The organism is Sphingomonas sp., from assembly GCF_036388435.1.
Taxonomy (GTDB): Bacteria; Pseudomonadota; Alphaproteobacteria; order Sphingomonadales; family Sphingomonadaceae; genus Sphingomonas.
In genome coordinates this window covers 1-1,627 of the sequence record NZ_DASVRV010000050.1, presented here as the reverse complement: position 1 = coordinate 1,627, position 1,627 = coordinate 1, and the positions used below count along the sequence as shown (strand labels likewise).

Annotated in this window: 4 protein-coding genes; all 4 read right to left on the bottom strand. The window is 66.6% G+C overall.

From position 1 onward, the window contains the following. Positions 1 to 228: hypothetical protein (locus VF592_RS12440; protein WP_331005952.1), on the bottom strand; the 228-nt coding region annotated here is incomplete at its 3' end. Positions 229 to 267: 39 nt separating this feature from the next. Continuing rightward, a complete protein-coding gene (locus VF592_RS12435) occupies positions 268 to 549 on the bottom strand; it encodes a hypothetical protein (RefSeq protein WP_331005951.1) in 282 nt (93 codons plus the stop codon). A gap of 19 nt (positions 550 to 568) precedes the next feature. Continuing rightward, a complete protein-coding gene (locus tag VF592_RS12430) occupies positions 569 to 1,072 on the bottom strand; it encodes a hypothetical protein (protein WP_331005950.1) in 504 nt (167 codons plus the stop codon). Between the two features lie 11 nt (positions 1,073 to 1,083). Then, positions 1,084 to 1,627: hypothetical protein (locus VF592_RS12425; protein ID WP_331005949.1), on the bottom strand; the 544-nt coding region annotated here is incomplete at its 5' end.

Sequence of the window (1,627 nt, the reverse complement as noted above, 5' to 3'; positions counted from 1 at the left end):
CTCCCGCTGCTTGAGGATCCGCGCGGCCAACGAGGCGGCGAAGAGGACCGGCGTTATCCAGCGGCCGACATGTTCGGGCACGACGTAGCGGATTTCTTCAGGCAGGGACTGCCAGGCGGATATGAGAGCGTCGGGCGCTGCTGCGGCGGTGGTGGCGAGCACCGCGCCGAGCGCGGACACGCGCACCGACCACAGGCGCCAGGACTGGCGCCAATTGGCGATCATCATGATGGTTTTCTCCGGATGGCGGCTACCGGCCGCCGGCGGTTATGGGCGGCGACGGATCTCGCGATCGTCCTCGCGGCGCGCGCGCTCGGCGAGGTACGTGACGTCCTTCGACAGGCCGATCAGGACGGGGATGTAGGTGCGCTGGTTACCCTCGGCCTGCTCCATCCGCTTCTTCAGGTCGGTGAGCTGGAGGTCGACGCCGGCGCGCCAGGCGCCGATCATCGTCAGAGCGGTCACGATCAGACCGGCGGTACCGATCAACCCGAGGATTACGGTGACAAGCGGGATCCAGCGCGGGGCGGTCGGCGTTACGTCGGTCATCAGCATTCCGATCTGAAATTCAGGCGGGCCAGGTGACGGTTGCGGCGGCCAGGATGCTGCCCAGCGTCGTCGCGATCTCGACCCCACCCTTCGCTCCCAATCGCAAAGCTTCGATCGTCGAGCCAATCGCGGTCCACGCATTCGCCCGGTCGACCACCTCTACGGCCAGTGCCTCAATCGTCATTCCGCGCGCAGGCGCCTCGGCCGCCAGGAAGGGGACGGGTGCGCCAGCGTCAGCAAGGTACGCGCGCGCCTCGGCTTCCTTGCGCTGATAGGTCATTGCCTGGCCGGCGCCGGGGGTCAGGAACCGCATGCGCATCGCCTCGGCGTCCGCGTCCACCCGTGCGGCCAGCGCGGTGCGCAGCGCGACCAAGTTCAGCTCGACTGAAGCGACGACCGCGTGCGGTACGGTAATGAGCGCGGCGCCTTCGGGCAACGCCTGATACCGCGCGGTTCCCACCGAGCCTTCGCCTCGGTACAGCACGGCGCCGGTCGCGACGTCATAGACGATCCAATATTCCACCGATATTCTCCTCAGACGGCGACCCATGTCACCCGGAGGTAAATCTGGGTCAGGGTGTAGGTCGCGCTGACGTCGCGATAGTAATAGTCGCCGTCGTCGATGATGCCGCTGTCAGCGCTGCCGCGAACGACCGAAGCGCTGAAGACCGCGTTGAAGTCCGTCGTGGCCAGGACCGGGTCCGAACTGTTGGGGCGCGGTCCATAGCCATTGCCTTGGGCGTCGCTGGCGCCCAGCGCCAAGCCGCCATCGGCTATGAAGTTGGTGTAAAGCGGCTTGCCGTTGTAGGTGGTGACGTTCTGCTGTCCCGCGTTGGTGGTCACTGCGACGGCCATCTCATAGATGAACCGACCCAGGGGCGGCAGCACGCCGAGCGCGAGGCTCCACGGGACAGAGACGGTCTGCCCAAGCGCCGGCGTGATGCTCCCGCTGAAAGACGAAGTTGCGACGCGCGACATCGAGGCGCGGTCGAACTTGCGCGCGACGATCGTGCCGTTAACGGTAAGATTGCCGTCGATCTCGCCGTCGCCGCCCAGCGCCCATTTTGCGCCGATCGCG